Here is a 23,307-nt window from a genome sequence, read left to right on the forward strand (position 1 = left end):
AACCGTCAACTGTCAACCGTCAACTGTCAACTGTCAACTGTTATTCCTCGTCCCAAGCTTCTACAGCTATCAACTCGCTAACGGGGTCTTGCATAGAAAAATCAAACTCTAGGAGTTGCTGTTTCCAGTAAGGCCATTCGTCCCCATAAAGCAGAGCGATTTTCCAAATACTGTCTGTCGGCTTGATAATGTCAGACGTGACGAGAGAATGCACCTGACGCTGGAACTTAACCATCGGCTGTATAACCTGCTGGCTCATAATACCTCTTAAATTGTTTAAATCTTGTGTAATTACCACTTCCCAGCGCACACTTTTTACCGCAGTTTCGCCAAGAACCGTCTAGCCAAGATACGTGTAGATTTTTGTCGGGAAGCTACATATTCAACTTGTATCTTAACACAGTTCATTTTGACAAGGGCCTATAAGCAAGACTGAAGAGTCAAGACCGACTTCAAAGAATTAATCATCTTTTAAATGTCGCGCTATATGCTGTCGATCAGCAGTGGGAGGTTTGCCGCTTCGATTATTTCCACATGATAGCAGATGCAACGGCTGCGATCGGCTTTTTTTGACAAGGCTTAGTTGGCGACAAACTGCAATTACTGGTCTTTCGCTGTTACAGCCTAATTTCCGCTTTCGGGCGAGTAAACCCCACCTGTTGCCACTTTGACGCTAGCTGGTCTGTGAGAGTGGCGTTTGAGCTAGATAAACTCATTATAGCTGCTCTACCAAACTTGGTTAAACTTGATCTTTGTTTCACCATTCAACTAGAAGTAATTCCCGAAGGTCTGCTTCCTGTCTCAATCAGCAGGAGTCGGCTCCTACTTGTTCACAGGCGTAGATTCGAGTGGAGCAACACCCTATGCGTTGCCCGCTTATAACTATTGCTTTTGAAGCTTTTAGCTATTGTTCAACCATTATTTTCAACCAATTTAACGAATCGTGGTATTCCGTTCGACCTTTTTGCAGGCTGGTCAGTTCTGAATTGACTGCGGTTTACTTTTTGAAAATATTTTAAGCCTTGGTTCCCGGCATTATGTTTAAGCTAGCAGATAATTACCAACCTGTCAATACCCTCGTTATCGATAGCTATGATTGACACTCAAGCGGGTTAAAACCACGCTCGATTCTTAATTCAGCGACTGACCTTTAAGCGTTACGTCATGAAAGGCAATACTCAGACCTTTTAACCGTAGAATCCTACCAATTAACGAGCCTGATTCGCAGCCACCCGTCTTGGGTTTATCTCCAAAAGCATACTAGGATATTGACAAGAAGAGTTTGGGTATGCCCTACCCTACTTAACAAAAAGGAAATTATTTTGTTTACTGGATTCAGGACTGTTTTGTTTAGTCCCCGACTGTTTATAGAGTTATCGTCGCTCTTTGTCCCCTGGTTTATGCCTAAAAGTGTGTCTTAGTTTATGTTTCACTTCGGGCAAAGGAGTTTAACCTTGACTATTATAGTGTAACACAATTAATGAAATTTCCCGTAGTTTTAGGAATAAATTTAAGAAAAATTGAAGGGGACTGAAGTCCCTCGCCTCGCTTTCATCGAGCGGACTAAAGTCACGCTCGCTTTCCGCATTCCGCTATCTTCTTTGTAACTTTAGTCAAGTATTGGGCGATGTAGTCAAACTCTAGTGACTGCAAAGGTGGTCAAAAATTGTTGGATACTGTTGATCGGAATCCCCGCGACTGTCGATCGAACATTCTAGCTGGCCCACGCAGGCGCGCGCAAATTCCAAACCCATCGTCCTGATGCACTAAATCTCAAATCTCAAATCTAAAATTGTATGACTTGGACAAGGCGACACATTCTCACTCTAGCTGATTTTACCTCCGACGAATACGACACGGTGCTGCAAACTGCCGCCAGTTTTCGGGAAGTGCTCGGCCGCCGCACCAAGAAAGTGCCGGCTTTGCAGGGTCAAGTAGTCGCGAATTTGTTTTTTGAACCTTCTACCCGGACTCGCAACAGTTTTGAGTTGGCGGCGAAGCGACTGTCGGCCGATACCCTGAATTTTACACCGGGAAGTTCTTCTCTGACCAAGGGGGAGACTATTCTGGATACCGCTAAGACTTATCTGGCGATGGGAACGGATTTGATGGTAATCCGGCACGAACAAGCTGGAGTTCCCAGTACAATTGCTTCGGAAATGGATAGATTGGGTTCGAGAGTCAGCGTTCTGAATGCTGGAGACGGTCAGCACGAACACCCGTCGCAAGGTTTGCTAGACTTATTTACTATTTGTTCTTTGTTAGATGCCGAACGTCCACGCCTAGAACTTTTAGCGGGCAAAAAAATTGCTGTGGTGGGGGATATTTTGCATTCGCGGGTGGCGAGGTCGAATATTTGGAGTCTCACGGCTTCCGGGGCTGAGGTTCATTTGGCCGGGCCGCCGACTTTGCTGCCGCTGTTGTTTGCTGAGTGTGGCGATGGTAGGGAAGGTAAGTTATTTTTGCACTGGCAGCTTGAACCTGCTTTGGCTGATGCTGATTTTGTGATGACTTTGCGGCTACAAAAGGAACGGATGAGCCAGCATTTGCTGCCGAGTTTACGAGAGTATCATGCTTTGTATGGGGTGACGCGCGATCGGCTGAAACTCTGCAAACCGGATGTAAAGGTTTTGCACCCAGGCCCGGTCAACCGCGGCGTGGAAATTAGCTCAGATTTGATGGACGATCCCCAATTTAGCTTGATTTCTCAGCAAGTTACCAGCGGCGTGGCGGTGCGGATGGCTTTACTGTATCTGATCGGCGGCGGTAAAGTTTAGCTTGTGGGCTGTTAGTGATTAATTTCGGAGCTTTGATGATTCTCAGGAGCGATCGCCTCTTTAAAATATAATCGTTACCCGGGCCGAGCGGGTAACGATTAAAATTCTTTCTAGAAAATGTAAATTACTCTAGTTAAGAATTAGTTGATCCAGGCAGTAGAAACCCAGCCGCCGCCTTTTAGTTGGGCCCAGCCGCGTCTGTAACGACCTGTCAATCCTACGTTATCTCCATTGTATAACTTGCCGATGACACGAGCGCAGCCATTGGGGCGGTGGCGGATATTCAGACGGCCGCCATTGGTGGCAACTTCGCCGTAGCTGTTATGGCCGTGATGACCGCCGCCGCAGCGCTTGTAGTGGCAACTTGCCTGCGCTTCGCCACTGACACTCAGAACAGACAGGGCTACTGCCAGACCTGCAACGCCTATTACGGCAGATTTAGGAATTTTAAATTCCAGTTGGAGCTCGGACTCGGGAGATTCATAAGCAACAAAAGAGTGGCTCAATGCTAGTGCTTCCATAGTTTCCTCGTGATTATGATTAACGTTTTTTGGTGCAGACTCAGTTGATACTCCCCATGCCTAAAGGCGAAGGGATTCTTGAGGAATCCGAATCTGGATTTTCAAAGGCGCTATCAAATCGCCCCTACCCACTCAGTTTAGATTTCTCCAAACATTGTGTATACGTTGTTGTTTTTTTGACGCTTTCAGACCATCGCTAGCCAACAGATATGGTACGCTCTACAACCTGCCATTATTTGCCTTTTAACTATTCCGAATCTTCTTGCGTCGGATATGTCAGTTGCCGGAATTTTTCCGTACTAGGATGTTTCAACACGTAGATGGTTTCTCCTACTTGCTTTGGTGACTTTAACACAACTATTTCGATTATTGTGTAAAGAAATATTCAAGGCGTTGAAACCGCAGCCTACTTTTCCCCGTGTCGGTAGCCCCGGGTTTGCGTCTTGTTCTTTGGTCAGAACAGGCACAAGAGGTTGTTACCGTTTTCCTTTTGCCGAGTATCGGCCAATTCGGCTGAACTCTGCACAGATACATGATGTCATCTAAGTAGCTTTCTGGATCAAAAAATAAATAAAGTTTACATTCTCTGCTGAAAATTTGGATTACGCCGATCGCGATCAGGGTAGAATTCAACTTAACGGTTTCATTCAAAAGGGAGCGCAGTCATTGCTTGGGGTTTGAGATTGCTTGCAGCGAGTTGGGCATGATACTACTGATTTTGGTGTGCTTACTGATTGAGTTGCTACAGCCCGATCGACTATTCGATCGCACAAGTCTCCTACTTAGTCATCTTCCAGCACTGTCTTAATTTTGTTCATGGGAGACATATCTTACCTGATCGCAGTGTTACAACGGTTCGGGGCAATCGACATCTCGCTAAAGATTGACTTTGATGTATCCCTGATCAGGATGCAAGATCGATCGCTCGCGACTTGATTTGTGTCAAGATCGATCGAGTACGACCGCACCATTTCTTTCGCAATGAACTATAGCGCTGCACTTTCGATCGGCACAATTCCTGAACGCAATACTCAAGACAGTTTTGCCATTACCTTAGCCCCTTTGTCTGTGGAGGAAATCTACACTTTGGCAGATGACGCGGCCAACGGAGCCGTGGTAATGATGAGCGGTACTGTCCGCAACCAAACTGACGGTCAAGCTGTAGTTTCCCTAGAATATCAAGCCTACGAACCGATGGCCGTGCGAGTATTCCAGCAAATCGCTACAGAAATCCGCCGCCAGTGGGTCGATATCAATCGGGTCGTGATTCACCACCGCGTCGGACACTTGCAGGTGGGGGAAATTAGCGTAGTGGTGGCTGTGGGCTGTCCCCACCGGGGCGAAGCCTTTGCAGCTTGCCAGTACGCAATAGATACGCTCAAACACAATGTACCGATTTGGAAAAAGGAACATTGGGCCGACGGTTCAAGCAGTTGGGTTAGTATTGGAGCGTGCGAAGTTGTTGGGCATTAGTCAGAAGCCGATCGCAGTTTCCGAGTCCAGGAACCAATCGCGATCGGGCTGCGTCAAACACAATGGAATGTTCGATGAGCCAATTCCACCCATGAGCGAATTTATTTCCCTGTCCTGGTCTGCGGTTGTGGCGACCGTTCAAAGAGTGCAATTGCCAGCCGAAAAACTCTCTAATTATGACTTGGTGTTGCGGTGTCAGGAAGGAAATAGACCTGAAAGCGCTGCTTTTTCAGAACTGTTAAAGCGGTATCAGTCGCACGTAGACAGGGTTCTATATCACTTGGCCCCTGACTGGCAAGACCGAGCAGACTTGGCTCAGGAAGTCTGGATTCGAGTCTATCGGAATATTAACCGCTTGCAAGAGCCTGTTAAATTTCGGGGCTGGTTGAGCCGCATCGCGACTAATTTGTTTTACGATGAGTTGCGGAAGCGCAAGCGAGTTCGCACTCCGTTGTCGCTGGACGTACCCCGTGCTCTGGAAGATGGGGAGATTGATTGGGAAATTGCGGCCGACAGTCCGGGGCCTGATGAAGATTTGACGACTAGGGAATTTTACGACGAGTTGCGATCGGCAATCGCCGATTTGCCGGAAGTTTTCCGCACGACTATTGTTTTGAGAGAAATTGAAGGTTTAGCCTATGAGGAAATAGCGGAAATAACCGGAGTTTCTCTGGGAACGGTCAAGTCGAGAATTGCTAGAGCTCGCCAAAGATTGCAGTTGCAATTGCAAAAATATCTCGACGGTCATTAACAAGAATGATTCCCGATGCGTGGTGGCGGAAGATTTGATGAAATTTGCTGTGACATCAAAAATTCTATTTTACAATATAAATAAGCAGTAAATCATCCTAATAGCGAGCGCGTGCTTCCCCAATTAGAGCAAGTGGTGTGAAATATGAATTACAAATTTGAATCGGATAAAAATCAGAATCAGCAAGGTATCGGGGATTCACTCGCCCAAAATCAAGCTAACAACAATTATCCCCAGGGGACTGTGACTACTATGATGCGCGATCGCTTTGAATTGCTGAGTGCCTACATCGACGGCGAAGTTACGGCGGCGGAACGTCGGCAAGTTGAGGAATGGCTGACAAATGACCCCACTACGAAGCGTTTGTACTCGCGACTGATGATGATGCAGCAGGGCTTTCAGTCAATGCCGGTGTCTGCTGCGGAACAATCTGCACAGGAGTTGGCGGCGAAGGTTTTGCAGCGGGTGGAACGCAAGACGAAACGGACTTGGGTTTTGGGTGGAGGTGCGATCGCAGCTTTGTTGATTGCGGCGGTGTCTGGTGTCGCTGGCGGCCGCCAATTGTTTGCTCCTCAGTTTGCTGCATCGCCTGTTCCTGCTGAATCTGATGGTTTGATTGTGGCTTTGAATGAGCCTGTGATGGAGATTGTTAATCCCAATGATTTGATGCTTGGGGTGAATGCACCGGTGATGGATATTCCGAAAGTTGGTGTAGCAAGCCCTCACAAGTCATTGCCAAAGGCGCAGTAGCATTTATTTCTGTTTTGAGCAGTAACCGAAAATCAGAATACCGGGCTGTTATAGAACCCATTTGAGATCTATTCCAGACTGATTACCAGAACTAGGTTTCAGCAGAATTCTAGATTTAGGCTAGAATGGTTCCCCTGTAAGGATTTTACAAAAGATGTCAAATGGGTTCTATAAGAGCCCATCCCACAAAAAGTTTTTTCTCTGGTGGGATGGGTTCTTATAGCCCGTCCGAAAATTTGATTAAAAAGACTTTTGCAAAAACTCTAATTTGACATACTCCCCGCCGTAGAACGGACGGGGATTTGGTTCATCGCAACTTGCGACCATTGTCGTCTTACTGTCGCTCCCCGTCCGTTTAAAGTCTCCCCATGCCCTTCAGGGCGACTACAATCAAAGAATTTGATTGTTGAAGTTATTAGAACACAAGTTTTGGGAAAGCCGTCGTAGAACGACGGGGCTTTAAACCCAATTTTTTGGTAATAAAATCAGTATTTCCTCCTTACCAGGAAGAGCCTGGTAACGCAGATCTGGAGGAAGAGCCTCTTTTCCCCTCGGCACTTCTGGGAGAGGAATTTGGATCAGAGGTGTTTAAGTTATTAAATTTTCATTCCTTAATTCTTGCTAGTCCCTCCTCAGAGGCTTTGAGGCTGGTCATTATATAATTTACTTATTTATTTGTCAATGTCAGTTTTCGATCAGTTTAGCGATCGCAAACTAAGTTTGTCAAAACGTGAGCAACCAAGACAAAATGATAAGGACAACAACGGGATCATCTCTCTGGAGTGTAAAAAGCTTTTTCACAGAGGGCAAGTGTCCCGCACAGCACAGGCTATAGCTCCGAGGGCCATCTCATTTTTTGTAGGAGCCTTGTGGCAAGAGTGGTTGCCCTGGATAGGAGAGGGTCGGCACGGGGCACGATCTTACAAAATCATGATTTTCCTGAGAATGAAATAGCCCTGCTATAGATCCCAGATGGGTTTTATATCTCTAGCGAGATCTGGCGATCGCACGGAGTGTGAAATAATGCCACTCCCTTTTTAGGTAAAAAAGTACACATTAAAATGACAAAGGATAGCACAATGAAAAATAACTTTGATGAAATCCCATCAGGCGGAATAGGTATAAAAGTCATTGGCAAAATTGCCGATGAGCTAAGCTATACCCGCACTTTTGACAGCCGAAACTGTCTGTTAATTGTGAAAAAATATCAGCCCAAACCCAGCACTGAAACTTATTTTTTTAAGCAGCAAATAGATGTTTTAAAAAGCTTGAATTTTCTGCAAAAGCAACGAGATAGCCAATCAGATCAGCCACTTAAAAAAATCAGCTTAAAAGTAAATTCTGATATCAAGGCTGTGGCTCAAGTCTTAGAGTGGGTCGATGCAGTTTTTGAGAATCTACCTATTCCCGAAACAGTTTTTTGCGAATTTAAGCTCGTCAGCATCGAAGGGTTCACAAATGCTGTTCGCCATGCTCATAAAGATCTGCCATTGGCAACTCCAATTGATCTGGAAATAACAATTTTTCCATCACACCTAGAAATAAAAATTTGGGATTATGGTAAACCCTTTGATTTGAAATCTAAGTTGCAAGAAGACTTGGCAGAAACAAGTCCATTTGCTTGGGACGAGCTGGAATTTACGCTTCACTAAAACATGGCTTTACCACGGGTGGTAACAAACCGATTTTTTCAAGAGAATCCTTCGCTATAATTGCCGATTGTTTGAAAAATCCGGTTTCTTTGGTCTATATGTAAGGTCTGAATTGACACTAGGAAAAAATAGTTTTGCCATGACTACTAATACTGCTGCTAAAAATCTAGTTGTGGATGACCCACCACCGATCCGCAATCTAGTTCATCGCTTTTTAAACCAGAGATATCAAGTAGATTCGGCAGCAGATGGCGACACAGCTTTAGCCGTATTTGAGGGATTCAAGCCGATGGTAGTAATTCTCGATTGGAATTTTCCTAATACTACTGGCTATCACCTTTGTCGGGAAATGCAGCGCCGTACTAATGTTTTTGTGGTCATCCTAAGCAGTCGTACAGACGAAGCTGATAAAATTAAAGTCCTCTCCGCAGGTGCTGATGATTATATCTGCAAACCATTTGGTCTGGCGCAATTGGCAATTCGGATCGAAGTTGTGTTGAGACGCATAAGGTGTGTGACTCCATCTCGTATGGTATTCGATCGATTTGCGATCGATCCAGCGAGTCTGAAAGTAACATTGAACGACAAAATTATCAAATTAACAGCGTTGTAATTTAATATTTTGTATTTTTTGGCAAATCATTCTGGTCAAGCTTGGAGTCGCCAACAGCTAATCGAAAAAATCTGGGGTTGGAACTGCAACGACACAGGAGAAGAGAAAATTGTTAGCGTACATATCGGTCAGATTCGCAAGAAAATGATTGAAGTTGATGCTACAGGATCGCAGTTTATTAAAACTATTCGGGGTTTCGGTTACAGGTTCGATTCGCCCTCGCGCACGACAATGGCACTTTAGTAAGCTCATGGGCATTAACGACTTATTTTGTGAAAAACCGATTTTCCCACGTCCCATCGGGCAGCCAGATGCCTCCGAGAGAACGAACGCGATCGGGTAACATAAAGTATGTCCAAGCCGTGCCTAAGGGTTTGAGTTGTCGATCGCAAATTTCCACTTCTTCCCGCTGATATTCGTTTTGTGCAGGTTCCCGCAGCGGATCGTAGTCTTCCAGTCGGTCTAAATCGTCCAAAATAGCGGAATTTGCAAAACAGAGGAGAAAACCGCAGACGATGCCCTCTCCGGCCACCATCGCAGGATAGCCGATCGGCAGTGCAAAAAGTTGGCCACGGGCGATCGCAGGCAAAGCATCCACAACCTTTCCCTCGCAGTAGCGCCGGTAGTTGCACTCCCTCGGTTTGAGAGTGCCGTAGACAAAGACTTTCATCGAGTAGGGCCTAACCGCTAGTTTTTGCTAACATAGATGGCTAAGCTAATAGTTTAAGTCTCGCGGGCGATCGCGACCGCAATCTTGATAAATTTCGTTGTTTACCCTTCCTTATAATTCATGACTCTAGCAGTTAGTTTTATGGCTTTTGGACTTCGGCCTTTGTACTTGAGCTCTTTTTTGCCCGACTTGCCCCTGGACGGCTTGTTTTCGACTCAAGGGATTATGGTGATGCTGCTGGCCGCCTATGCGGGGGCGATGTGGATGTTTCTCACCAGTGCTCCCAAAGTACACACGGTGATGGTATCGGATCTCGGACAAGCCAGGGAGTTCTATGAAGGTATGCTAAACCTCCCCGTTGCAGAAGTGCCACTGCATTACTACTACAATTACGAGCAAACCTTGGGGACAACTGGTATCGATCCCCTGTATTTGTCGCCGAATGTCGGCAGGGGAACGAGCTCTCAAACGATGGGGAGTCCCGAGGGTTTGTGGTATCAGTTGATGAAAAATACCCAACTCCACATTATTAGCGGGGCTGGTGTAGGGGAAAAAAATCGCGAACGTCACGTTTGTTTCGATCGCGATTGTTTGGATCAGCTATTGATGAGGGTACAAACTCGCGGTATTAGTTATAAAATTCGCCGAGAAAAGCCGCTTAATTTTTTGGTCAAGGATTATGACGGCCGCGTGATTGAAATGGCTGAGGTTAGTAATTAGTTTGATTCGGCGGTTGAGACTCAGTTGAGACTCGGCGGTTGAAACCGCGACTATACAAACGATGTCCGCCTCCGCGGACTGAATAAAAAAACGTAATTTTAACCGTCTGTATTCAACCCGCGGAGGCGGGTTTTGTCTGTGTCGTCGCGGTTTCAACCGCCCGGTCTTCTTCAACCCGCGGAGGCGGGTTTTGTCTGTGTCGCCGCGGTTTCAACCGCCCGGTCTTCTTCAACCCGCGGAGGCGGGTTTTGTCTGTGTCGCCGCGGTTTCCAACCGCCCGGTATTCTGGATTTCTAGTTTCTCAATTAATCTTGGCTTCAACGCTGGATTTTTCCGAGGCTACTTTAACCTCTGAAATCGCCTTGCGACTAAAGATTTGGAAATACAAAGAAACAAAGAATTCTTTAACTGGAAAAACGATCAAAGTTAAAGGATTAATTGTGACGATGATATTGCGGACATCGGCTTTAGCTTGTTTGACAATTTGCTGCGCTACCCAGTCTGGAGACATAATGCCGATCGGGTTTAGATTGCTTTTAAACGGCCCTAAAATCAGTTTGCGAACGATACAGGGCGCATCCAGCCGTCGCAGGGTGACTAAATCTCCCAGAGCACGTTTGCTGAGTTCGTACAGGGGACTGACAGCGGGAATCACTTCTGCTTCGGAAGTATTGATCCAGACTTCTTTACAAGCGATGTTTTCGTTAGTTCGGACTGTTAAGAAAAAGAGTTCCATCAGTCGCCACGCCGAAAAAGTGTTAATTTCGTATGAATTTGCGATCGCCTCTCCGGTTCTTTCTCCCTGTACGTTGATCCCGTGATTGATGACGAGAATATCGATTTTTTCTAACAATTGAGCTAAATCTGCCTCTTGGCCAGCGTGCCAAATTACAGTTTTTACAGGCAAAATCTCGCCGCCTACATTCAAAGTAATTTTCTCATTTCCAGAGGAGAGGGCGATAACTTTTGCACCAGCTTTGTGCAGGTGTTTGAGAAGCAAACGCCCTAAAGTTCCCGATGCACCGGTGACGGCTACAGTTTTGCCTTTAAGAGAAAGTGCTGTTCCCATAAGTTTATCTATTAAGGTGAAAGTACCGCAATAGTAAGCATTTTGATTGTCAAAGTGATGCCGCCAATGATAAGGTTTATTAACGAACCAGTTGCCGGGGATAGTCTGGAATTCTCCCGGTTGGTGGGTGATGTCGGTTAATTCGTCTGCACCTTTAATGCCACACGCGCGGGCGATCGCGCTCAACAAAAAGCCTAAAGTATAAATACAACCGGCTGCTGCGCCCCAGTGATATGCCGGCAGCCAAAAATACGCTAAAACCCACAGCAACAAGCCTAAAACCAACATCGCCGCAGCTTCTGGCACATCGTGACGCCAGTGTGCTTGCTTGTAAATTGTCTCGCTGACAGCGGTCAAATTCGGGCGGAAAACGCGGTGATGCCAATTGTGCAGCTTTTGCAAAGGCGGCACATAATGAGACGCGACGTGATAAAAGTCTCGGATGATTTCTGCCCAGCAGACAGAAGCTATTCCCACAGCGCCGACTATCCAGTAATTTACCATACTCACAGAAGTTACAAATTTAAGATATTATATCATGTTATGTCATAAAAAAGGTTTGTAGTGAGGACTTTAGTCCTCTGATTGATGCGGACTAAAGTCCTCACTACAAACCTTCTTGATTGTGGTGGTTTTCTTGGAATATGATATGAAATATTGTCATTTTTTAATAATAAATGAAAATGATTTTTCTTGCTAGTCGGGTAATTGACTCAGCCGTTTTAAAATCTGCAAAACGCGGTACAACTCATTGCCAGGATTGGAAATAACAAATTCAGCAGAGCGGGCATACTGGGGAGTTTCCCCTCTGACTAACTTGACAAAACTAAAGTTAGCACCTGTGGAAATCATGCCAAAAGTAGGAGTTTCGGGATCGGGATCTGCGAGCATATATGTCAGGAGTTGGGCAAGTGCTTCGTCAGTTGAAAACGAAAGTTGTTTGGATTCAATTACTGTCACCCACAAGTTTGCTTTCATAATTAGGATATCTATCCTGCCTTCGATGATTCTGCCTTCGTCTTCTTCTTGAATCGCGATCGATTTTTCGGCTTTGACTTGAAAAGGAGACTCATACAGACCGGCAATAAACAAAATGGGGCTGATGATTGTTAGCTTGACTGCATTTTCCAATACAGGCGGGGTGTCTACCAAGTTGAAGTATATGTCTTGAACGCGATCGAGCAATTCTTTCTCGAAATCAGTTACTTCCGGCAAGTTTTCTTGCCATTCTGGGAAGAAATCAGCTTGACGAACTCGCTGCAATCCGAAGTTATCGATTAAATAGCGGAGGTTGATGTCTCTTGCTTGTAGTTTTTGCATTATGATTATTAATAAGGGCTTTTATGGCTATTAATAAGTTTAGCATAATTTTGATTTTTAACCGCAGATGAACGCAGATGAAATGCAGATGAAATGCAGATAAAGGAGATTTGGCTGAGATGTCTGTTTATGGGGATTTTTGTTCGCCATTTTGCTGTTTTTGGGCTGCTTGCATTTGCAGCAATTGCGGCACGGTGACAAAACGGTATCCCTGCTGTTTGAGTTTGGGAATAATTGCCGACACGGCCTCGATTGTTTGCTGGCGATCGCCCCCGCCGTCGTGCAACAATACGATCGCCCCCGATGTCGCTTGAGACAGCACACTGCGGGTTATAGCAGCCGCCGGAGGTTGCAAATAGTCTTTAGGGTCGATCGACCACATGACAACTACATAATTTGTCTTTTTGGCATAATCTGCAAAACCGTTACTTAAACGGCCGCCTGGAGGACGAAATAACAAACTTTTTGCCCCACTCGATCGATAAATGTGCACCCCAGTATTATCTATTTCATCCGATGCTGTTTTCTCAGTAACATTATGATAAAAGTGATGCCATGTATGATTGCCGATCGCATTTCCCGCTTTTACTACTCGCTTCGCAATTTCAGGATTTTCTCGCAAATTTGCACCCAAACAAAAAAATGTAGCTACCACATTATGTTTCTGCAAAACTGCTAATATTTTCAAAGTTTCCGCAGTTGGCCCATCGTCAAATGTCAGCGCGATAACTTTTGAGTTGCTGATACTTGCTTTATAAACAATCTGGCTGCGAAATTGCGTCGGCGGTGCGAATATTAAAGGTTTATCGGCGGGTTTCGGAGTCGGAGTGGTGGCGGGAGAAGGCTGTATTTGGGGTTTTGGCGGTTTCAGGAGGTTTGGCGGGAAATTGTCTAAAGGGGGGATTTGGGCGAGGGAATTGGAATTACCAGTTTGTCGATTTTCTGAAAATAGCAAAATTAGGGCGATCATTACGATCAATATAATACTTTGAATCGCTAATTTTTTAGTAAATTTCGTATTCATTAACTGTAATATTTTCTGTTAACGATATAACGATAGCTTACAACTTTGCCTAAAATTAGATAAAATTCAAGATAGCAACGCATAACAACAGGAGAAAAGCCATGATTGCTCCGGCAAATCTCAGCCGCATCACGATTCCCCCTCTGGAAAATGGCGATTTGCTCAGCCGTGCAGAATTCGAGCGGCGCTATACAGCCATGCCCGCACTCAAAAAAGCAGAATTGATTGAAGGAATTGTTTATATGGCTTCACCCTTACGCTTTGAACCCCACACCGAGCCCCATGCTCGTCTCATTACTTGTCTTGGCTTCTATGTTGCTTTTACCGCGCATACTCGGATCGGCGATAATCCTACCGTGCGTCTCGATTTAGATAACGAGCCTCAACCCGATGCTGTACTGCTAATTGATTCCCGACATGGGGGTCAAACTTTTCTTAGCGATGATGGCTATATTGAAGGTGCACCCGAATTTGTTGCCGAAATTTCTGCAAGTACCGCGACGATCGATCTGCGGGACAAAAAACGAGTTTACCGCCGCAATGGAGTCAAAGAATATCTCGTTTGGCAAGTCATGAATCGCCGGATCGATTGGTTTTCCTTGCAGGAAGAAGAATATATATCTCTACTCCCCGATGCTGAAGGAATTATCCGCAGCCGAGTTTTTCCGGGGTTGTGGCTGGCAGTCTCAGCACTCTTGGACGGGGATATGCCAAGTGCGATCGCCACTCTTCAAGCCGGATTAAACAGTGACGCACATCAAGAGTTTGTCCAACAGTTACCCACCAGCCAAAATCCAGTTTTGTAGAGACGCAATTCGCGCAGTCGCTATAAATAATTACGCTAAAAGCGACAAGTCTGCCGCGCCCTTTCATCCTCCGGTTCTTGCCACCCCCAAGAAAAATGACTCACCGCATTAATTTGTGGCGTTGCCGATCGAATTGCCTGCATTTGAATCTCCAAAGACGGCCGATTTTTCACGGACTTTCCCCAATCTCCGGCAATGGCAGGAATAATTTTTGCTCCCGGAGGCGCTAAACTCACTACCCGCTCCACCTGTGGCACAATACAGCTTACATCCCCGCAATTTCCGTAAGACATCGCGTGGAATTCTACAGCAGCCGGAAAGCTGTCCCAGGGCTGCAATCTCGAATCATATCCCCCTTGATTTATCTTTTTATTTGCATCAGGGAAAAATACCGCTCCTACAGGAATTCCCAAGCTTTGAGCTGGCCGAGTTGCTACCCCAAAAAAATCTAAAATTCCTTGAACTGCGTGAGCAACGCTCAGTTGCCAGAGGTCTTTTTGCAGAATGCCGGTGTCGGGAAGCGGCGGTTTTGGTGTCGGTTTTGGTGCAGGAGTTGCAGCGTTTGGCGATTTTGTGGCGGGAGTTTGTGAAGCTACTTTTGATGCGGCATTCTGTGTTCGAGAAGCGGGAGTTGCTACTGGAACGGATTGCGGAATTCGCCCCTGCCAAAGAGGTTCTCGCTCATTCGGATACTGTTTGACTACTGCTTGAACGTCATTAGTATTGATAAATCCTTTAGTCAAATATCGCTGAATTAAATCTCGCCCTTGCTGATTGTTAGCCCGCTGTAAAAGCATTTGCTGCGATGCTGGGCCGTAAATCCACAAGTCTTGAACTTTGGTAGCAACTGAAGCCGGCCCGAAGCCCCGTAGATAGCGAATGTAGTCGAATAACATTCCTTGTGGCTTGCGCTTGACTATTTGATTTACTAATAAAGTATAGTCTTGCCTCGCTTGCGGACTGTAGGGGTCGATAAAGGCTTGATTGCCCGGAACTTCTCCGAAATCATCGTTAATTGTTGCGTCTTTAATTATTGTTAAACTTGTCTGGTTTTTGCCGTTTAATGCGAGGTTTTGCTGTCTGTCGGGACGCTGAGAATAGGTATAGCCAAAGTTCATGGTAAACAACCAGGTGTATACTTTTAAACCTCGCTGTTTGCCTTTGGCGATCGCCTTTTCCAACAAATCATATTTCTCGTAGCCACGATTTCTGACAACAGAAGGCCAAACAGTCGGATTATCTGCTGCTGGGAGTAGCACTTGACCATCGTAAAACACTTCGACGTAGACTTGATTGTAGCCTTTATTGACAATTTTGTCTAATACGCGATCGATTTCTCCGGGCCTGACATCGCAGGGATACAAACGCAGCCAAACTGCTTGGGTTTGGGGCCAAGTTTTTTGGCGGCATTCTGCTATTTCCCGCGCGTGTTTGTTCAAAACGGCAAAATATGCCTGCTGGGATTCTGATTTTCCTGACAGCGCGGCGCGGCGCAAGTCTTCTTTTTGATTTACGTCTTCTTTGGATAATTGACAATAGGCTGATGTTTGGGCAAAGGCTGCTTGATTTTCGATAAATGGCAAAACAAGCTGGCTGATTAAGCTACTGGTTAAAACAGCAGTTACCGCACTTAAAAAGCGTCGCTGGTGTTGAAAGTTCGCGATGCGAGTTGGTGCAATTTTCATGGGATAGTTGAATCGGGTTTTCTAGTTTAAATTGGCTGGCGATCGCTGAATTGGCGATCGCCCAGACGCACATCTACAAATTTTCTACTTTTTTTCGGTTGACCTAGTTATGGCACAAGTCGATCGCACAATGCAAATTATGTCTGGCGGCAATTTAGATTCTGTGCGATAAAATAACGATAAGACTCGGCGGTTGAAACCGCTGCTATACAAACGATGTCCGCCTTCCCGGACTAAACAGTAAAAAAGTAAAAAACCCTGATTTCGGATCATATCCAGTTCAATTTTTCAGTATTTTCTCACTAAATGCAGTAAAAAAAGCGCCTGGGTAAAGTGGGCGCTAAAAGCAGTTGATATTTCTAGTAAAAATTGTTAACACTCAACTGTTAAGGATGCAAAGATAAATTTTTATAATTTATCTTTTATCCCTAAATTTTGAGATTAAGATCCTCTGGTGAGAGCAGATTCTACCTGCTGAAATTCTAACTCAAGACGCTTTTTCAACTTTTCAGGAACGGGACGGTTTGGATAGGAACTATAATGTCCTGCTAAAGAGTTTAAGGCCGTCCGCATTGTCGTGAAAGATGTCAGCTTGGTAAGAGCGGGATCGCGGCGGTATGCTGCGAAAAAATCATTGATACTGGTGCGAGCAGCGGCTTGAGCGGCTGCTTTTTCCGGCGCGCCATCTGGCAAAGTGAGCGCTGTTCTCAAGCTGTTGACTAATGCTAATGTGTCTGTGCTATAGTCTCCACTCAGAGTAGCGGGAACATTCGTACAGCCCGCTACGCCGATGACAACAACTAATACGAGGGCTAACAGACGGGAAATGTAATGCTTCATAAGGCTTAGAAAAATGGAAGTGAAAGCGACAATCAAAATTAACCTTTATCCTATCTCGAATTCAGCTAATAATGTCAAATTTTTATTATTTCTGCATCAATACCATGAAACAGAAACTTTGTCAATCTAAAATTTAAAATCTAAACTTGATTGATTTGTCCTGAAGCGACGGAGAGAATTTGGGTTTGCCGCAGCCACTGACTGTCAAAAGCCCCTAGGTGAGTGGTAGTAATTAGAGTTTGAAATCGCTCTTGAATTGTTTCTAAAAGTTGATTTTGGCGGCTTAGATCGAGTTCTGCAAGTACGTCGTCGAGCAATAGTAAAGGTGCTTCGCCGACGACTTCTTCAATAAGCTGCAATTCGGCTAATTTTAATGCTAATACGAGAGTTCGCTGCTGGCCTTGGGAGGCGTATTGACGCGCTGGCGTGTTGTTAATTGTAAATGTAATGTCGTCGCGGTGCGGGCCTACTAAGGTGGTTCCTTGAAAATGTTCTGCGATCGCCCTTTGTTGAATTTTATCTAAAAATGCTTGCCGTACTCCTTCAAGATTGTCTTTACCGATCAATTCCGAACTGACTTCTATATTAGCATCGTATTTGACATCTAAAACTTCTGTAGAACCGCTAATTGAACCGTGCCAATTGCGAGCTAGCGGCATTAAACGCTCCAAAATTCGATCGCGCCTGCGGATCACGCGAGCCCCCGCTGTCGCCAACTGCGCATCCCACAAGGCTAATTCTGAACTGGGAATCGGGGATTGGGCATTGGGCATTGGGCATTGGGCATTGGGCATTGGGAATTCTGCGATATTTTGGTCTTCGGGAGTTTCAGATCCGATAAATCGCATTTTGTCAAAGCTTTGGGAAAATTCGGCTTTCTTGACTTCTCTAGAACGTTTTAACAGAGCGTTTCGCTGGCGCAAAATTTGGTTGTACTGCTGCAAAATGTGAGCATAAATCGGTTCTAATTGGATGACTAGCCGATCGATCCAATTGCGCCTTCCTTCGGGCCCGCCGCGCACTAAGTCCAAATCCAAACAGGAAAATTGTACTACATTGATGACGCTCAAAAAGTCTAAATGGCGGCGCAGGGGTTCGCCGTTGAGTTTCAGGCTGCGGCGCGCTCCCGATCGCAAAGTTAAAGATAAGTCGATCGCTCCGGTTTGACGTTCTAGTGTAGCATCTATTTGGGCGATCGGCTTTGATTCCAGTATTAAATCGCGATCGCGCGATACTCTGTGGCTTTTTAATGTCGAAAGCAACTCTACTGCTTCTAACAAGTTAGATTTTCCTTGAGCGTTATTTCCTACTAAAATGGTTTTGGGAGCGTCAAACGCTACTTTTTGATCGTAGTAGTTCCGAAACTGCCGTAGGTGCAGTGTTTTCAAATACATAATATTGCGAAGAAGGAAGAAGGAAGAGGGAAGAAGAAAGAGGGAAGAAGGGTGCGAATTGCGTACCTTATCGGTTTGTAAATGATAATTGGTAATCAGATGTTTGATCGTTCGGACTTTAGTCTTCTGAAAAATGCGGACTAAAGTCCGAACGATCGCACCAACAAACCTTTTGTAATTAGGACTTTAGTCCTCTGAGGAATGCGGACTAAAGTCCTCACTACAAACCAAATATCGGCTGAGAACACTATTTGCGAGCTTTGTACAAGCGCACGAACAGTTTTTCCATTTCGATCCAGACAAACATCAGGGCGCTGAAACCGAAGCAAACCAGTAACTCAAAGGGCGACAAATAGTGAGTGCCGAAAAATGCTCTCAACGGCGGAACGTAAATCAGCATTAATTGCAAAGCAGTAGTCACAATCACGGCTCCCCAAACAAAAATATTAGTGCGGGGGTCTAACTCGATCGTTAGCTGGGTGTTAGAGCGAATGGCGATCGCATGACCCATTTGCGCTAAACACAGTGTTGTAAACACCATTGTTTTCCAAGCCTCTGGATTCCCGTGTCCCGGAGCGTGAGTATATCCGTAAGCCCAGGACATCATCGTGATCGTCAAAATTGCAAAAATAATCCCGATCCGAATGATGTAAGAACCCAAACCCCGCGCAAAAATACTTTCTCGCGGACTGAAAGGAGGCTTTTTCATCACGTTTGGTTCCCCCGGTTCCACGGCCAAGGCCAAAGCGGGAACGCCGTCAGTTACTAAGTTCATCCACAAAATTTGTAGCGGCGTTAGCGGCACTCCTCCCAAACCAATTAAAGGTGCGGCCGCAATTGTCAAAACTTCGCCGATGTTGCTACCCAAAATGTACTTAATAAAGCGCCTAATGTTGGTATAAACTACTCGCCCTTCTTCGGCGGCGGCGACAATTGTTGCGAAGTTGTCGTCTAGCAGCACCATATCGCTAGCTTCTTTGCTGACATCGGTGCCGGTAATTCCCATTGCGATGCCGATATCGGCTTGTTTCAGGGCGGGCGCGTCGTTAACTCCGTCGCCTGTCATCGCGACAAATTTGCCCCAACTTTGCAAAGCTTGGACAATTCGCAATTTGTGTTCCGGGGACACGCGGGCGTAAACGCTAACGTGCTCGACTTGTTGTTTGAGTTCTTCTTGGCTGAGTTTTTCTAATTCTTGACCGGTGAGAACTCGATCGCCCTCTTTAGCAATACCTAAATTGTGGGCGATCGCTTTTGCCGTCAACTGGTGGTCTCCTGTAATCATCACTACCCGAATCCCTGCATCGCGGCACTTCACCACGGCTTCCCGCACTTCCGGGCGCGGCGCGTCCAGCATACTGACGAGTCCTAGCCAAATCATGTCTTGTTCGCTGGTTTCCTCAGAACCTTCGGAGGGCAGGTTTTCCCAGATTTTGTACCCAAATCCGAGGACTCGCAAACCTGCGCTTGCCATGTTGTTGTTTTCGACGAGGATGCGATCGCGCATTTCCTGGTTTAAAGGTTGTATTCGATCGCCAACTATAATGCTTTGGCAGCGCTCCAAAGTCAACTCTGGAGAACCTTTGGTAAACATCAAATATTTCTGCTGCTGTCCGTTTTCGCAGGGAAATCCCGAATGTGGAGATCGGCCGGGGACTTCGCAAATCACGCTCATCCGCTTGCGTTCGGAAGAAAAAGGAAATTCCGCCGTGCGTTGCAGCAATTGACACTGTTTTTCCTTATAAATGCCTGCTTTTCCCGCTAAAGACAGCAGAGCTCCCTCTGTGGGGTCGCCCAAAATCTTCCATTCTTGCTGTTCGTGCTGCAATACTGCGTCGTTGCAAACCGCACAGGCAATTAATAAAGATTCGAGTTCTGGATATTCTTCTAAATTATTAATTGGGGCGGAGGTATGGCGATCGGTGAAATCTCCGATCGGGGCATAGCCGTCCCCTCCGATGGCGACAGTGCAGTCGCCCGTAGACACTAGCTGAACTACCATTTTATTTTGGGTCAGAGTGCCTGTTTTGTCGGAACAAATTGTTGTCACCGAACCCAACGTTTCTACGGCTGGCAGTTTGCGAATCAGGGCGTTGCGCTTCACCATCCGCCTAGTTCCGAGTGCCAAAGTGACTGTCACGACTGCTGCGAGTCCTTCGGGCACTACAGCAACTGCCATGCTGAGAGAAACTTCTAACAAATCTTCAAATCTGCTGGTATCTAACCCGATACCGCCGTTGTTGAAGGTAATCATGCCGCCGATGACGACAACTACGACTAAGCCGAGGGCACCGGAGACTAGAACGTTTCCCAACTGGCTCATCCGCTGTTGCAGGGGAGTCGGTTCGGTTTCTACTGACTGAAGCATGGCGGCAATTTTGCCAATTTCAGTTTGCATTCCGGTGTTGGTGACGATCGCCTTGGCGCGTCCCTGAACCACTTCTGTGGCCTGAAAAATTAGGTTTAGCCGATCGCCCAAGGAAGCATCTTCGGGAAGTTCTAGATGAGCTTGCTTTGTAGCTGCGATCGCTTCTCCCGTCAAAGCAGATTCTCTGACTTGTAGGTTGTTCGATTCGATCAAGCGTCCGTCTGCTGCGATTTTTACCCCAGCCTCCAACAGCATCACGTCTCCGGGTACGAGTTCTTTGGCTGCTATTTCTGAAGTTTTGCCGTCTCGCAGGACTCTGACTAGGGGCGAAGCGAGGTTTTTGAGGGCTGCGAGGGCTTTTTCGGCACTTTGTTCTTGGAAATAGCCGAGAATGCCGTTGAGTATGACGATCGCAAAAATGGCGATCGCATCTTTGGGAAAAGTATTCGACTTGATGTCTAAGAATCCAGAAATCACGGCGACAAACATCAGCATTATCAACATGATGTTGGTGAACTGATCGACAAATATCGACCAAGCACTGCGGCCTCCTGTTTCTTCTAGTTCGTTGGGGCCGTATTGCTGCAAGCGTTCTGACACCTGTTGGCTGCTCAAGCCAGTATCTTTGTTGCTGTTTAGCTGCTGGAGGGTTTTGTCAATTCCTACGGTGTGCCAAGAAGAGGGAGAATTTAAAGAAGACATAAATTACGATCGAGCATGGGGCATAAAGGTGGTTGCGGCCGGACAGTTACAGCCGATCGATACTGCATAGGTATTGGTTCGAGATAAGAAGCAGGAAGCTAGACACTTCTCTATCTCTGGTCTATCTCTGGCTCTCTCGATCTGTTGGTAGATTTACCGCTGATATCACTCATCCACCTTAACTAAAAATTAGCAATTCTTTCAGCTTTTACCCAAGCGCCAACCGCTGAGTTTTGTCGTTAAATGCCGATCTGGACGGCAAAAGCTGTGGCTGTGGCGATCGACAATGGCAATCTCTGGGATTTTAACCACCCAATTCTGAGTGCATCTTGGATTGGGCATTTTTTTGGCTTTTTTCCCTATTCCCCGCCTTATTTTCGCAAAACTTTAATTTTCTTAACTTGTCTTAATAATAGGCTTTTTTGGGGCAAAGCGCACAATGGCGATCGGGATGCGGGACAATTTTGTGCTGCTCCACGGTAAAAACCAGGGGGATTAAACCAAACTCAGGGTTTCGGGCGACAACCCCGCATCTATCGTAGGGAGTAGATTGACCCGCGATCGCTTGCCCCCCATTTACCTTTTCAGAGAGATAAGCTCCTGTAATAATTTGTAATAAACAAACGCGGGCGAGCATTGTATAAAGGTTATCAGAGGGTTGAAACGACAGGCGAAAGTTAACAAAAACACTGATTAACAAGGTTTGTCGCATCTCATAAAAGGTGTAAAATTTTCTAAGGTTTCTTAAACGTCCGTTGCAATGTCACAATAGTGCAGGTAGCGGAAAGGGAGAAATCGATCGGAGCAGCAGATTAGCTGGCATCAAATTTCAACCCTTACAGGCACTCGTAGCCTGAACAAATTTAACTTAACGGTTTTATACCGCAACCAAACTCAATTAACTCAAGTAGGAGAGTTCTTTCATGTTTGACGCATTTACAAAAGTGGTTTCCCAATCTGACGCTCGCGGCGAATTCCTCGCCCAGGGCCAACTAGATGCTCTCAGCAGCATGGTTTCAGACGCTAACAAGCGGATTGACGCAGTAAACCGCATCACCGGTAACGCATCCAGCATCGTAGCCAATGCAGCTCGCACCCTGTTCGCCGAACAGCCTCAACTGATCGCTCCTGGTGGCAATGCGTACACCAACCGCCGCATGGCAGCTTGCTTGCGCGATATGGAAATCATCTTGCGCTACGTGACCTATGCAACTTTTGCAGGCGACGCCAGCGTTTTGGATGACCGCTGTTTGAACGGTCTGCGTGAAACCTACCAAGCTCTGGGAGTTCCAGGTGGTTCGGTTGCAGCCGGCGTGCAAAAAATGAAGGAAGCAGCGATCGCACTTGCTAACGACCCCAACGGCATTACCCGTGGTGATTGCAGCTCGCTGATGTCCGAAATCGGCAGCTACTTCGACCGCGCAGCTAATGCAGTCGGCTAAAAATAGCCAAGCGAACATTTCTTGTAAAGAAGCGAGCATCGCATTTTTGCAAACAATCATTTTTGTACAAAAACAACACAACATTAGGGAGAAACCAGAACAATGAAAACCCCTTTGACTGAAGCAGTAACAGCAGCCGATTCTCAAGGCCGTTTCCTGAGCAGCACTGAACTGCAAGTCGCATTCGGACGTTTCCGCCAAGCAGCAGCAGGTTTGGAAGCAGCCAAGGCTTTGACCGCCAAGTCTCAGCAGTTGATTGACGGTGCAGCTCAAGCTGTGTACAACAAATTTCCGTACACCCAACAAATGCAAGGCCCGAACTACGCTTCTACCCCAACCGGTAAAGCCAAGTGCTCTCGCGACATCGGCTACTACCTCCGCATGGTCACCTACTGCTTAGTTGCAGGCGGTACAGGCCCAATGGACGAGTACCTGATTGCAGGTGTTGACGAAATCAACCGGACATTTGAATTGTCTCCTAGCTGGTACGTTGAAGCTCTCAAGTACATCAAAGGCAACCACGGTCTGAGTGGCGATGCTGCAACTGAAGCGAATTCCTACCTCGACTACGCAATCAACGCTCTGAGCTAGATTTGCGTGATGCCCGGAAATGTAAGCTGCTGCTAGCTTGAGTGTTAGCGGTTGTATACAATTCCGGGCATCTGCGATCTTAGCCGAGTTTTCCAAATACTTTTTTAAGCAGTTGTTAGTTTTTAAAGCAAAAAAGGGA

General features: G+C 46.1%; 23 protein-coding genes. 11 read left to right on the forward strand and 12 right to left on the reverse strand.

All coding sequences use genetic code 11. The annotated features are described in order from the left end of the window. Positions 1–40: 40 nt before the first annotated feature. Positions 41–259 (reverse strand): DUF4327 family protein, encoded by a 219-nt coding sequence (locus tag QUB52_RS11855; protein WP_006631282.1) that lies wholly within the window; start codon positions 257–259, stop codon positions 41–43. A gap of 1,537 nt (positions 260–1,796) precedes the next feature. On the opposite strand from QUB52_RS11855, the gene QUB52_RS11860 reads away from it, so the two are divergent. Beyond that, positions 1,797–2,777, forward strand: a complete 981-nt coding sequence (locus QUB52_RS11860; RefSeq protein ID WP_265239868.1) for an aspartate carbamoyltransferase catalytic subunit — start codon at positions 1,797–1,799, stop codon at positions 2,775–2,777. A gap of 140 nt (positions 2,778–2,917) precedes the next feature. Here the strand turns inward: QUB52_RS11860 and QUB52_RS11865 are convergent, their stop codons facing one another. After that, entirely contained in the window at positions 2,918–3,298 is a 381-nt protein-coding gene (locus QUB52_RS11865; protein ID WP_332973059.1) for an SH3 domain-containing protein, read from the reverse strand. A 981-nt stretch (positions 3,299–4,279) separates the two neighbouring features. Here QUB52_RS11865 and QUB52_RS11870 point away from each other — a divergent pair. From QUB52_RS11870 to QUB52_RS11895, 6 genes are all read left to right on the forward strand, one after another. Further along, positions 4,280–4,771 carry a molybdenum cofactor biosynthesis protein MoaE gene (locus tag QUB52_RS11870; RefSeq protein ID WP_265239883.1) on the forward strand — a complete coding sequence of 164 codons (492 nt, stop codon included), beginning with the start codon at positions 4,280–4,282 and terminating at the stop codon, positions 4,769–4,771. Positions 4,772–4,862: 91 nt separating this feature from the next. Beyond that, entirely contained in the window at positions 4,863–5,522 is a 660-nt protein-coding gene (locus QUB52_RS11875; protein WP_265239882.1) for a sigma-70 family RNA polymerase sigma factor, read from the forward strand. A 144-nt stretch (positions 5,523–5,666) separates the two neighbouring features. Then, a complete protein-coding gene (locus QUB52_RS11880) occupies positions 5,667–6,272 on the forward strand; it encodes an anti-sigma factor family protein (RefSeq protein ID WP_332973060.1) in 606 nt (201 codons plus the stop codon). Positions 6,273–7,333: 1,061 nt separating this feature from the next. Beyond that, a complete protein-coding gene (locus tag QUB52_RS11885) occupies positions 7,334–7,924 on the forward strand; it encodes an ATP-binding protein (protein ID WP_332973061.1) in 591 nt (196 codons plus the stop codon). A gap of 139 nt (positions 7,925–8,063) precedes the next feature. Continuing rightward, positions 8,064–8,537, forward strand: a complete 474-nt coding sequence (locus tag QUB52_RS11890; RefSeq protein WP_332973062.1) for a response regulator transcription factor — start codon at positions 8,064–8,066, stop codon at positions 8,535–8,537. 9 nt (positions 8,538–8,546) lie between these two features. Next, a complete protein-coding gene (locus tag QUB52_RS11895) occupies positions 8,547–8,780 on the forward strand; it encodes a winged helix-turn-helix domain-containing protein (RefSeq protein WP_332973064.1) in 234 nt (77 codons plus the stop codon). Positions 8,781–8,802: 22 nt separating this feature from the next. On the opposite strand, the gene QUB52_RS11900 is transcribed toward QUB52_RS11895, so the two are convergent. Further along, positions 8,803–9,207 (reverse strand): gamma-glutamylcyclotransferase family protein, encoded by a 405-nt coding sequence (locus QUB52_RS11900; protein WP_265239864.1) that lies wholly within the window; start codon positions 9,205–9,207, stop codon positions 8,803–8,805. Between the two features lie 120 nt (positions 9,208–9,327). On the opposite strand from QUB52_RS11900, the gene QUB52_RS11905 reads away from it, so the two are divergent. Next, positions 9,328–9,927 (forward strand): glyoxalase-like domain protein, encoded by a 600-nt coding sequence (locus QUB52_RS11905; RefSeq protein WP_332969797.1) that lies wholly within the window; start codon positions 9,328–9,330, stop codon positions 9,925–9,927. A 301-nt stretch (positions 9,928–10,228) separates the two neighbouring features. On the opposite strand, the gene QUB52_RS11910 is transcribed toward QUB52_RS11905, so the two are convergent. The 3 genes from QUB52_RS11910 to QUB52_RS11920 form a co-directional block, all read right to left on the reverse strand. Continuing rightward, entirely contained in the window at positions 10,229–11,500 is a 1,272-nt protein-coding gene (locus QUB52_RS11910; protein ID WP_265239862.1) for a bifunctional sterol desaturase/short chain dehydrogenase, read from the reverse strand. Between the two features lie 192 nt (positions 11,501–11,692). Beyond that, positions 11,693–12,316, reverse strand: coding sequence for a restriction endonuclease subunit R (locus tag QUB52_RS11915; protein WP_265239861.1), 624 nt, complete (start codon positions 12,314–12,316; stop codon positions 11,693–11,695). A 127-nt stretch (positions 12,317–12,443) separates the two neighbouring features. Then, positions 12,444–13,340 (reverse strand): polysaccharide deacetylase family protein, encoded by an 897-nt coding sequence (locus QUB52_RS11920; protein ID WP_332973065.1) that lies wholly within the window; start codon positions 13,338–13,340, stop codon positions 12,444–12,446. Between the two features lie 101 nt (positions 13,341–13,441). Here QUB52_RS11920 and QUB52_RS11925 point away from each other — a divergent pair, with 101 nt between their 5' ends. Further along, entirely contained in the window at positions 13,442–14,146 is a 705-nt protein-coding gene (locus QUB52_RS11925; RefSeq protein WP_332973066.1) for a Uma2 family endonuclease, read from the forward strand. 35 nt (positions 14,147–14,181) lie between these two features. Here the strand turns inward: QUB52_RS11925 and QUB52_RS11930 are convergent, their stop codons facing one another. The 6 genes from QUB52_RS11930 to QUB52_RS11955 all read right to left on the reverse strand — a co-directional run bounded on the left by QUB52_RS11930 (position 14,182) and on the right by QUB52_RS11955 (position 21,835). Beyond that, positions 14,182–15,831 carry a family 10 glycosylhydrolase gene (locus QUB52_RS11930; protein ID WP_332973067.1) on the reverse strand — a complete coding sequence of 550 codons (1,650 nt, stop codon included), beginning with the start codon at positions 15,829–15,831 and terminating at the stop codon, positions 14,182–14,184. Between the two features lie 441 nt (positions 15,832–16,272). Continuing rightward, positions 16,273–16,671 (reverse strand): photosystem II protein Psb27, encoded by a 399-nt coding sequence (gene psb27, locus QUB52_RS11935; protein WP_332973068.1) that lies wholly within the window; start codon positions 16,669–16,671, stop codon positions 16,273–16,275. Between the two features lie 140 nt (positions 16,672–16,811). Next, positions 16,812–18,065 carry a DNA replication/repair protein RecF gene (locus QUB52_RS11940; RefSeq protein WP_332970283.1) on the reverse strand — a complete coding sequence of 418 codons (1,254 nt, stop codon included), beginning with the start codon at positions 18,063–18,065 and terminating at the stop codon, positions 16,812–16,814. A 247-nt stretch (positions 18,066–18,312) separates the two neighbouring features. Further along, the gene (locus QUB52_RS11945) at positions 18,313–21,135 is read right to left on the reverse strand and encodes a cation-translocating P-type ATPase (RefSeq protein ID WP_265239854.1); all 2,823 of its coding nucleotides are present in this window, start codon (positions 21,133–21,135) and stop codon (positions 18,313–18,315) included. 201 nt (positions 21,136–21,336) lie between these two features. Then, positions 21,337–21,477, reverse strand: coding sequence for a hypothetical protein (locus QUB52_RS11950; protein ID WP_265239853.1), 141 nt, complete (start codon positions 21,475–21,477; stop codon positions 21,337–21,339). Between the two features lie 64 nt (positions 21,478–21,541). Continuing rightward, positions 21,542–21,835, reverse strand: coding sequence for a hypothetical protein (locus tag QUB52_RS11955; protein WP_265239851.1), 294 nt, complete (start codon positions 21,833–21,835; stop codon positions 21,542–21,544). A gap of 223 nt (positions 21,836–22,058) precedes the next feature. Here QUB52_RS11955 and QUB52_RS11960 point away from each other — a divergent pair, with 223 nt between their 5' ends. Continuing rightward, positions 22,059–22,577 carry a phycocyanin subunit beta gene (locus QUB52_RS11960; RefSeq protein ID WP_265239850.1) on the forward strand — a complete coding sequence of 173 codons (519 nt, stop codon included), beginning with the start codon at positions 22,059–22,061 and terminating at the stop codon, positions 22,575–22,577. A gap of 102 nt (positions 22,578–22,679) precedes the next feature. Continuing rightward, positions 22,680–23,168, forward strand: a complete 489-nt coding sequence (cpcA, locus tag QUB52_RS11965; RefSeq protein ID WP_265239849.1) for a phycocyanin subunit alpha — start codon at positions 22,680–22,682, stop codon at positions 23,166–23,168. Positions 23,169–23,307: the final 139 nt, after the last annotated feature.

The sequence above is a fragment of the Microcoleus sp. A6-C6 genome, assembly GCF_036705955.1.
GTDB lineage: Bacteria > Cyanobacteriota > Cyanobacteriia > Cyanobacteriales > Microcoleaceae > Microcoleus.

Coding starts and splice junctions, on each gene's coding strand:
- QUB52_RS11855 (WP_006631282.1), bottom strand. CDS start 259: ATGAGCCAGCAGGTTATACAGCCGATGGTTAAGTTCCAGCGTCAGGTG.
- QUB52_RS11860 (WP_265239868.1), top strand. CDS start 1,797: ATGACTTGGACAAGGCGACACATTCTCACTCTAGCTGATTTTACCTCC.
- QUB52_RS11865 (WP_332973059.1), bottom strand. CDS start 3,298: ATGGAAGCACTAGCATTGAGCCACTCTTTTGTTGCTTATGAATCTCCC.
- QUB52_RS11870 (WP_265239883.1), top strand. CDS start 4,280: ATGAACTATAGCGCTGCACTTTCGATCGGCACAATTCCTGAACGCAAT.
- QUB52_RS11875 (WP_265239882.1), top strand. CDS start 4,863: ATGAGCGAATTTATTTCCCTGTCCTGGTCTGCGGTTGTGGCGACCGTT.
- QUB52_RS11880 (WP_332973060.1), top strand. CDS start 5,667: ATGAATTACAAATTTGAATCGGATAAAAATCAGAATCAGCAAGGTATC.
- QUB52_RS11885 (WP_332973061.1), top strand. CDS start 7,334: ATGACAAAGGATAGCACAATGAAAAATAACTTTGATGAAATCCCATCA.
- QUB52_RS11890 (WP_332973062.1), top strand. CDS start 8,064: ATGACTACTAATACTGCTGCTAAAAATCTAGTTGTGGATGACCCACCA.
- QUB52_RS11900 (WP_265239864.1), bottom strand. CDS start 9,207: ATGAAAGTCTTTGTCTACGGCACTCTCAAACCGAGGGAGTGCAACTAC.
- QUB52_RS11905 (WP_332969797.1), top strand. CDS start 9,328: ATGACTCTAGCAGTTAGTTTTATGGCTTTTGGACTTCGGCCTTTGTAC.
- QUB52_RS11910 (WP_265239862.1), bottom strand. CDS start 11,500: ATGGTAAATTACTGGATAGTCGGCGCTGTGGGAATAGCTTCTGTCTGC.
- QUB52_RS11915 (WP_265239861.1), bottom strand. CDS start 12,316: ATGCAAAAACTACAAGCAAGAGACATCAACCTCCGCTATTTAATCGAT.
- QUB52_RS11920 (WP_332973065.1), bottom strand. CDS start 13,340: ATGAATACGAAATTTACTAAAAAATTAGCGATTCAAAGTATTATATTG.
- QUB52_RS11925 (WP_332973066.1), top strand. CDS start 13,442: ATGATTGCTCCGGCAAATCTCAGCCGCATCACGATTCCCCCTCTGGAA.
- QUB52_RS11930 (WP_332973067.1), bottom strand. CDS start 15,831: ATGAAAATTGCACCAACTCGCATCGCGAACTTTCAACACCAGCGACGC.
- psb27 (WP_332973068.1), bottom strand. CDS start 16,671: ATGAAGCATTACATTTCCCGTCTGTTAGCCCTCGTATTAGTTGTTGTC.
- QUB52_RS11940 (WP_332970283.1), bottom strand. CDS start 18,065: ATGTATTTGAAAACACTGCACCTACGGCAGTTTCGGAACTACTACGAT.
- QUB52_RS11945 (WP_265239854.1), bottom strand. CDS start 21,135: ATGTCTTCTTTAAATTCTCCCTCTTCTTGGCACACCGTAGGAATTGAC.
- QUB52_RS11950 (WP_265239853.1), bottom strand. CDS start 21,477: ATGCCCAATCCAAGATGCACTCAGAATTGGGTGGTTAAAATCCCAGAG.
- QUB52_RS11960 (WP_265239850.1), top strand. CDS start 22,059: ATGTTTGACGCATTTACAAAAGTGGTTTCCCAATCTGACGCTCGCGGC.
- cpcA (WP_265239849.1), top strand. CDS start 22,680: ATGAAAACCCCTTTGACTGAAGCAGTAACAGCAGCCGATTCTCAAGGC.